Raw genomic sequence first — 7281 nt, 5'->3', positions numbered from 1 at the left:
CAAGGGGCCCTTGCTGTGAAGGACGGCAGCGCGTTGGGGGGGGTTGAGACCGTGCATGGGGCGTACTTCGGCGTAGGCCATCAGTTTACAGACAACGGCGCCCGGCTTCTCCTAGCATGGCCTGCATCCGCCCTCCTGCACAGGCCGCCCCATGAACCGTCTCAACCGCCTGGCGCTCCTCGTCTTCCTCGCCATGCCGGTGTCGGCGGCCATCGCCCAGGACGCGCAGATCGATCCGGCCGTGCTGACCGAAGGCTTCCTGGCCGCACACCCCGATCTTCGCTGGCGTGCCGAGGGCGTGCGATCGTACGACCGCAAGGACTACGCCATCGCGATGAACGAGTTCAAGCGCGCGGCGAGCCATGCCGACAAGGCGTCGCAGGCGATCATCGCCGAGATGTACTGGAGCGGTATCGGCGTTGCCGTGGATCGACCGCTCGCCTACGCCTGGATGGACATCGCGGCCGAGCGCCATTACCACGACTTCCTGGTAAGGCGCGAAGGCATGTGGTCCGACTTGAACGATGATGAGCGGCGCGACGCCATCGCGCGCGGCCAGGCCATCCTGGCCGAGTACGGCGACGACGTCGCCAAGCCGCGACTGGAGAAGGTCCTGCGCCGCGCGAAACGGAACGTCACCGGAAGTCGCGTGGGCTACGTCGGCAATCTCACCATCATCCCGCACACCGGTCCGCTGGCCGGCACCGGGATGACACTGACGGGCGACCAGTATTACGCCCCCAAGTATTGGCAGCCCGATCAGTACTGGCGATTGCAGGACGCGATCTGGAAAGCGCCGCTGAAGGGAAGAGTGAAAGTGGGGGAGTTGGAGAACGTTCCCACGGAGCCGGCGGGCACCGACGACCGTTAAGCCGCGCGGTAGAATCCGCGCCATGGCCAAGCTCTACTTCTACTACTCGGCGATGAATGCCGGGAAGACCACCACGCTGCTGCAGTCCGCGCACAACTACCGTGAGCGCGGGATGCGCGTGGCGATCCTGACCCCGCGGCTGGACGATCGCGCCGGTACCGGCGTGGTGGCGTCGCGGATCGGGTTGCGCGCCGACGCGGTGGCGTTCGAGCGCGACGACGATCTCGAGCGGCGGATACGCGACGACATCGCGGTGAACGGCAAGCTCGACTGCGTGCTGGTGGACGAGGCCCAGTTCCTGACGCGGGCGCAGGTCTGGCAGCTCAGTGAAGTGGTGGACGCACTGCGCATCCCGGTGCTGTGCTACGGACTGCGCACCGACTTCCGGGGCGAGCTGTTCGAAGGCAGCCAGTACCTGCTGGCGTGGGCCGACGAGATGAGCGAGATCAAGACCATCTGCCACACCGGCAAGAAGGCCACCATGACCGTGCGCGTCGATGAGCAGGGGCGGGCGGTGCAGGACGGYCCGCAGGTGGAGATCGGCGGCAAYGARCGCTAYGTGTCGGTCAGCCGCGCSGAGTTCAAGAAGATCGCGCGCGGCGAAGGACGCATCGATCCGCTGCAGCCCGATCTTCCGCTGGGCTGACGCGGGCGTCAGCGGCAGGCGTCGCGTAGTCCCGCCACTTCGCGCGGGATGATGCCGCCGTCGGGCAGGGCGATGCGCAGTTCGCCGGCCAGCGCATCCAGCTCGCGGCGCGCGCGCTCCTTTTCGCCCAGGCCGCAGCGCGCCTCCGCCAGATAGGCGCGCGCCAGCCAGCGCAGCTTGGGCGCTTCGCTGCCCCCACCCTCGTGCACGGCGAGCGCCTGCAGGGGGGCGATGGCGTCCTGCGGCCGGTGCAGGCGCGTGAGCTGGCGCGCCATCGACAGTTCCGCGAACCAGGTGCGCGGGTGATCGGGGCCGAACCCCACCCGGGTCAGCCGTACCGCCCTATCGAAGCGCTCGGTGGCGCCCTTCAGGTCGCCCTTCGCGGCCAGCACTTCGCCGATCATGCGGTCGGTCTCGCCGATCAGCGCGTGGCTGGCGCCGATCGTGGTCACCCGCATCTGCCGCGACTCTTCGAGCGCGGCCAACGCCTCGTCGTAACGCCCGGCGCTGTAGAGCACCATGCCGTAGTTGAACAGGCCTCCCGGCAGGATCTGCAGGCTTTCCGTCTCGCGCCAGATGGCCACGGCGCGGGCCACGTCGGCGACCGCGGTTTCGTTGTCGCCGCGCTCCCACGCGATAATGCCCATGGAATTCCAGCTCGAGGCCGTATCGCGATGATGGGGGCCCAGCGATTCCAGCGTCATCGCATGCAGGCGATGCAGCTCTTCGTCGGCCTCGCGCAGCTGACCCATGTCCACCTGCACCGCCGCGATATGACGCCGCAGGGCCTGGGTCAGGGGATGGCGCGGTCCATGGATATCCTCGGACAGTGCGCGGGCGCGCCGGAACGCTGCAAGCGCCTCCTCGGTGTCGCCGCGGTTGCGATACAGAAGCGCCAGGCTGCGCTGGATCTCGATGGCCAGCGGGTGCCGCGCATGGCCGTGCGCTTCCAGGTGCGCCAGGGCGGCGAGATAACCGCGCGCACCCGCGTCCGCGTTGCCCAGTTCCACGTCCAGCTGGGCCAGGTCGCGCATGTTCTCGGCGACGCCGGCTTCGTCCTTCAGGTTGCGGCGGATGTCCAGCGAGCGGTCGAACATCTGCCGGGCGAGCTGCTTCTCGCCGGCGTCGGCGCGGCAGCGTCCGTTCTGCGACTGGAATTCCGCGACCCGCAGCGGCAGGCGCGATGCGAGCGAGGGCAGGCGCGCTTCCATCGGCACCATCACCTGCACGCACTGGCGGGAGCGTCCCAGCAGGCGCAACACGCGGCCGTGCTGCGTCGCGGCCTGCAGGCGCWGGCTGTCGGGCGCATCGTCCGTCACCGCCAGCACGCGCGACTGTTTCTCCAGCAGCGCGAGGGACTCGTGGTAGTCGCCCAGGCCCAGGCGCAGGCGCGCGATCACCCCGAGCAGCTCGGCCTGTGCACGCGGCTGGGCGGCGAGTTCGCGTTCGCCGCGGCGCTCGCCCGCGGCCAGCAGTTCGCGCGCATCGAACGTGCTGCCCTGTTGCGAGGCGGCCGCGTTGTCGAACAGGCCGATCACGAAATCCTGCATCGCCTGCGCGCGCGCGGTTTCGCGCATCGCCTGCCGGCCCTGCCACACGCTGGCCGCCAGCGCCGCCACCAGCACGGTCGCCACCGCCAGGCCCGTGCCCAGTGCCCAGCGGTGGCGCACCAGATACTTGTTCATCCGATAGCCCATGCTCTGGGCACGCGCGTGCACCGGACGGCCCTCGATGTGCCGCCGCAGGTCCTGCGACAGCGCCTCTACCGAGGCATAGCGCTGCTCCGGCAACTTCTGCAGGGCTTTCAGCGTGATATTGTCGAGGTCGCCCGACAGCTTGCGCGACGTGCGCCGCGCGTCCGGGCAACGGCTGCGGCTGCCGTCGGTGGTGCGCAGGGTGGCGACGGAAGGCTTGAGCGGTTCCACCGCAAGGATGGCCTGCTCCCACTCGGCGTCGGTCTGCCGGCGCAGGCGGTAGGGTTTGGTTCCCGCGATCAGTTCGTACAGCACCACGCCGAGCGAATACACATCGGTCATGGTGGTGACGAGTTCGCCGCGCACCTGTTCCGGCGCCGCGTAATGCAGGGTGAAGGCGCGGACTTCGGTACGCGGATGCACGGGCACCGGTTCGGGATCGTCCAGCAGCTTGGCGATGCCGAAGTCCAGCAGGCGCACGTCGCCGGTCGGCGTGACCAGGATGTTGGACGGCTTGAGGTCGCGGTGGACGATCAGGTTCGCGTGTGCGTGGCTGACGGCCTCGCAGACCTGCAGGAACAGCGCGAGCCGCGCTTCCAGGCCCACGTTGTTGGCCTGGCAGTAATCGGTGATCGACACGCCCTCGACGTATTCCAGCGCCAGGTAGGGCTGGCCCTCGCTGCCGATGCCGGCATCGAGCAGGCGCGCGATGTTGGGGTGTTCGAGGCGTGCGAGGATCTCGCGCTCGCGGGTGAAACGCAGCCGCAGGTTGGGGTCGGCCAGCCCGGGGCGCAGCAGCTTCAGCGCGACCCGGCGCTTGTACAGCCCATCCGCGCGGGTCGCCAGCCAGACCAGGCCCATCCCGCCTTCGCCCAGCAGGGACTCGAGCTGGTAGGGGCCGACCCGCATGCCGGGTTTCAGCTGGCCGGGCTTGTCGACCAGCGGTTGGTCGATGAAGCCGTCGCCTTCCTCTTCCAGCGCGAGCAGCGCCTCGAGCTCGCGCGCGGTGTCGGGATCATCCGCGCGCAGGATCTCCAGTTGGTCCGCGCGCGCCTCCGGCTCCAGCTCCAGCAGGACGTCGAGCAACGGTGACAGGCGTTTCCAGCGTTCGACGTCCATCGTTGCGGCGCGGGCGTGCCTGCCTCAGGTATCCGCCATCGCCGATAGCAGGAACAGCCGCGCCTTCTGCCAGTCGCGGCGGATGCTGCGCTCGGAGCGCTGCAGCAGCTCGGCGATTTCCAGTTCCGACAGGCCGGCGAAATACCGCATCTCCACCACCTGGGCCAGGCGCTCGTCCGCGGCGGCGAGCTTCTCCAGCGCATCGTTGAGCGCCAGCATGTCCTCGTCCAGGCGCAGGTTGCCTTCCACCTCTTCCGGGATGTCCGCCACGCGCTTGAGGTCGCCGCCGCGCTTGCGGGCCAGCCGGCTGCGCGCGTAGTCGACCACCACGCTGCGCATTGACGAGGCGGCATAGGCGAAGAAGTGCGCACGGTCCTCGAACTTGGCCGTGCCGGTAGAGCCGAGCAACTTCAGGTACGACTCGTGCACCAGTGCAGTGGCGTCCAGCGTGTAGCCGTGCTGGCCGGACAGCTGGCGGCGCGCCATGGTGTGCAGTTCCTGGTACAGCGTGGCCAGCACGCGGTCCAGCGCGGCGCGATCGCCGCTCCGGGCCGAGTCCAGCCACAAGGTGATGTCAGGTGCGTCGGCCATCCGTCTTCCCCACGAGCCAAGGGCGCGAATATAACGTCATTTCTCTCACAGGACGTGAGGGCAGCGACGCCGCGTTCCAGGGTCAGCGCTGGCAGTGGCCGCACCACACGGTCGCGCGCTGGCCGATGCTGGCGTGCTTCATCGGCCGGCCGCAGCGCGGGCAGGGTTCGCCGCCGCGTCCGTAGGCCGACAGTTCCTGCTCGAAGTAGCCCGGCGCCCCGTCCGGGCTCAGGAAGTCGCGCAGCGTGGTGCCGCCCCGGGTGATGGCGTATGCGAGGATCTCCTTCACGGCCCCGGCCAGCGCCACGTACCGCTCCCGCGAGACCTTGCCCGCGGCGCGGAGCGGGGAGATGCCGGCGCGGAACAGGCTCTCGGCCGCGTAGATGTTGCCCACGCCCACCACCACGGCCTGGTCCATCAGGAAGGTCTTCACCGGGGCCTTGCGGCCACGGCTCAGCGCGAACAGGTAGTCGCCGTCGAAAGCGTCCGACAGCGGCTCGGGTCCCAGCCCCTGCAACAGGGGATGGATCTCGCCGACCGGCTGCCACAGCAGGCAGCCGAACCTGCGCGGATCGTTGAACCGCAGCACGCGCCCTTCCGCCCCGTCCAGCGCGATGTCCACGTGGTCGTGCGCGGTCACCGGTGTCGCCGCCGGCAGGACGCGGAGGCTGCCCGACATGCCCAGGTGCAGCAGCGCGCTGCCCGCCGCCGTGTCCATCAGCAGGTACTTCGCGCGACGGCGCACCGCGTCGATGCGCTGTCCGGGCAATGCCCGGGTGATGTCGGGCGGGATCGGCCAGCGCAGGTCCGGCCGGCGCAGCGTCACCGACCTGATGCGCCGGCCTTCGATGTGCGGTGCCAGCCCGCGGCGGGTGGTTTCAACCTCGGGCAACTCAGGCATGGTCCGGCTCCGCACGGTAGAAGCCGCCTTCGTGGCGCACGCGCACCGGCCCGCCGAAGGCATGGCTGAGGTGGGCGTCGGTCAGCGTGGCCGCGCGATCGCCGTCGGCGTGGAGTACGCCATCGCGCAACAGCAGCACGCGGTCGATCTCGGGAATGATCTCTTCGATATGGTGCGTCACCAGCACCAGCGTGATGCCGCGCTGCGCCAGCGTGCGCATCAGCGCGAGGAAGTGTTGCCGCGCCACCACGTCGAGGCCTGCGGTCGGTTCGTCCAGCAGCAGCGCCTCCGGTTCGTGCACCAATGCGCGCGCGATCAGCACGCGCCGCATTTCGCCGGTGGACAGCTCGGCGACCGGGCGGTCGGCAAGCGACAGCGCCCGCACGTCGTCCAGCGCACGGCGCGCACGGCGGCGCATGCCCTCATCGACCTGCCGGTGCGGCGGGACCATGAAGCTGGAGAAGAAGCCGGTGACCACCGCATCTTCGGCGCGCAGGTAAGGCATCTGCTGCAGGTCGCGGGTCAGGTCGCTGGTCACCACGCCCAGGCGGTTGCGCAGTTCGTTGACGTTCCACCGGCGCAGGCCGAACACCTTCACCGGCGCATCGCCTTCACGGGCGAGCGGGTACAGCTCGCGGTTGATCAGCTTGATGAAGGTCGACTTGCCGCCCCCGTTCGGGCCCAGGAGCGCCGTGTGCTGGCCCAGCGGGATGCGTAGCGACAGGTCGTGCAGGACGCGGGTGGCACCCCGCACGACGGTGGCGCGGTCCAGTTCGAACAGCGGCGCCGCATGCGTCGTGGCGGCAGGGGAGGCAGACGGAGTCATCGCAGGGCAGGGGGGAGCGGTTGCCGGTGCAGCGTACCCGAATCATGGTGGTCAACGGGCGCGCCTGGCGGCCCTACAATGCCGGCATGCGCCTCCTGCCTTCCTTGCTGGTCCTCGCCCTGCTGCCGGTCGCCGCGCTGGCCCAGGTCACCGCCACCGGCGATTACCTCGCGCGCATGGATACCGACGGCGATGGCCGCGTCAGCCTGATCGAGTACCAGGCCTGGATGAGCTACGCCTTCGAGGGCATGGACCGCAACCGCGATGGCGTGCTGTCCCTCGACGAGCTGCCCGGTGGCCGTGGCAAGCCGGTCACCCGCGAGGCACACCTGGCGCAGCTCGCCGACCGCTTCAAGCGGCAGGATGCCGACGGCAATGGATTCCTAAGCGCGAAGGAACTGGCCGCGCCGCCGCGCTGAATGACGTCAGGTGTGGACCAGGCGGCCACCGGCAAACGCCCAGTTCTCCCAGGTCGTTTCCTTGAAGCAGACCATGACGTTCTCGGGATTCCGCCCCGCCGCCTGCAGGCGCTCCATCAGGTCGGCCAGCAGCGCCTTCTTCACCTTCACGCTGCGCCCGACCGACCACAGGATCTCGATCAGCACGAAGTCTTCGTCGCGCGCACCGGCGACA

General features: G+C 69.4%; 8 protein-coding genes. 3 read left to right on the top strand and 5 right to left on the bottom strand.

Annotated elements, in window-relative coordinates; translation table 11 throughout:
• Positions 1-151: 151 nt before the first annotated feature.
• Both AC04L7_RS09260 and AC04L7_RS09255 read left to right on the top strand, forming a co-directional pair.
• On the top strand, positions 152-871 hold the full coding sequence (locus AC04L7_RS09260; protein ID WP_299345411.1) for an SEL1-like repeat protein: 720 nt from the start codon (positions 152-154) through the stop codon (positions 869-871).
• A gap of 22 nt (positions 872-893) precedes the next feature.
• Entirely contained in the window at positions 894-1517 is a 624-nt protein-coding gene (locus AC04L7_RS09255; RefSeq protein ID WP_296281594.1) for a thymidine kinase, read from the top strand.
• 8 nt (positions 1518-1525) lie between these two features.
• On the opposite strand, the gene AC04L7_RS09250 is transcribed toward AC04L7_RS09255, so the two are convergent.
• The 4 genes from AC04L7_RS09250 to AC04L7_RS09235 form a co-directional block, all read right to left on the bottom strand.
• Positions 1526-4330, bottom strand: coding sequence for a protein kinase domain-containing protein (locus AC04L7_RS09250; RefSeq protein ID WP_475512876.1), 2805 nt, complete (start codon positions 4328-4330; stop codon positions 1526-1528).
• A gap of 24 nt (positions 4331-4354) precedes the next feature.
• Complete coding sequence (locus AC04L7_RS09245; protein ID WP_055939119.1) at positions 4355-4921, bottom strand: ECF-type sigma factor; 567 nt, start codon at positions 4919-4921, stop codon at positions 4355-4357.
• Between the two features lie 82 nt (positions 4922-5003).
• Positions 5004-5822, bottom strand: a complete 819-nt coding sequence (mutM, locus tag AC04L7_RS09240) for a bifunctional DNA-formamidopyrimidine glycosylase/DNA-(apurinic or apyrimidinic site) lyase (protein ID WP_436000743.1) — start codon at positions 5820-5822, stop codon at positions 5004-5006.
• A complete protein-coding gene (locus AC04L7_RS09235; RefSeq protein WP_296281588.1) occupies positions 5815-6648 on the bottom strand; it encodes an ABC transporter ATP-binding protein in 834 nt (277 codons plus the stop codon). Before AC04L7_RS09235 ends, mutM begins: the two co-directional genes overlap by 8 nt.
• 86 nt (positions 6649-6734) lie before the next feature.
• Between AC04L7_RS09235 and AC04L7_RS09230 the strand changes: the two genes are divergently transcribed.
• A complete protein-coding gene (locus tag AC04L7_RS09230) occupies positions 6735-7067 on the top strand; it encodes an EF-hand domain-containing protein (protein ID WP_436000740.1) in 333 nt (110 codons plus the stop codon).
• A 6-nt stretch (positions 7068-7073) separates the two neighbouring features.
• Here the strand turns inward: AC04L7_RS09230 and AC04L7_RS09225 are convergent.
• A partial coding sequence (locus AC04L7_RS09225) for a tautomerase family protein (protein ID WP_475512875.1) occupies positions 7074-7281 on the bottom strand: 208 nt, incomplete at its 5' end.

This window comes from Pseudoxanthomonas sp. LjRoot204_2 (assembly GCF_056175765.1).
This window is presented reverse-complemented; position numbering and strand designations above follow the sequence as displayed.

Excerpts from the sequence above, each read along its gene's own strand:
- AC04L7_RS09260 (WP_299345411.1), top strand. The coding sequence starts at position 152 with ATGAACCGTCTCAACCGCCTGGCGCTCCTCGTCTTCCTCGCCATGCCG.
- mutM (WP_436000743.1), bottom strand. The coding sequence starts at position 5,822 with ATGCCTGAGTTGCCCGAGGTTGAAACCACCCGCCGCGGGCTGGCACCG.
- AC04L7_RS09245 (WP_055939119.1), bottom strand. The coding sequence starts at position 4,921 with ATGGCCGACGCACCTGACATCACCTTGTGGCTGGACTCGGCCCGGAGC.
- AC04L7_RS09230 (WP_436000740.1), top strand. The coding sequence starts at position 6,735 with ATGCGCCTCCTGCCTTCCTTGCTGGTCCTCGCCCTGCTGCCGGTCGCC.
- AC04L7_RS09235 (WP_296281588.1), bottom strand. The coding sequence starts at position 6,648 with ATGACTCCGTCTGCCTCCCCTGCCGCCACGACGCATGCGGCGCCGCTG.